We start from the raw sequence: 470 nt of genomic DNA, 5'->3' as shown, positions 1-470 counted from the left end.
GGGTGGGCCCTGCCCCCTATTCAGGGAGGGCTTTTCGCCTTATAGGGCTTGACAAAGCCAGCTTTGCGTCATATAATGATGACGGAAACGGAGGCCGGGACCCCGCCAAGAGCCAGGCCTCCGGGTTCCAAGGGAGGAAACCATGAAGCAGGTTAGCACGCAGGCGCAGGTTCAGGTTCTCAGCAGGGATCAGGCCCTTCGGAACGCCGCCTGGGCCATCGCCAAGGCGCGGGAAAGGCTCGCCGAGCTTTACAGCTGGGCCATCGCCGGGGCCGGGAGCGAGAACTACATCACCCCCCTCCTCCTGGCTAGGGAAATCCACGAGGCCCTGACGGAGGCCATTGTCTGGTCCACCGCCTTCGCTTCTGTGGAAAACTTCAGCGAATCCGCCGAGGCTTTCCTGGAGGAGGCCCGCCTCGAGGCCGCCCGCATCCTCCGGCAGAGGGAGGCCGCCCAGCCCGCCGCCGGGG

Annotated in this window: 1 protein-coding gene; it reads left to right on the top strand. The window is 65.5% G+C overall.

From position 1 onward, the window contains the following. Nucleotides 1–142: 142 nt before the first annotated feature. Nucleotides 143–470, top strand: a 328-nt coding sequence (locus ACYQ0J_RS00640; RefSeq protein ID WP_460170271.1) for a hypothetical protein, incomplete at its 3' end; no start/stop codon positions are given.

The organism is Thermus sp. FJN-A (assembly GCF_054655095.1).
The sequence above is the reverse complement of the archived record's forward strand: the minus strand, read 5'-3'. Positions and strand labels throughout refer to the sequence as shown.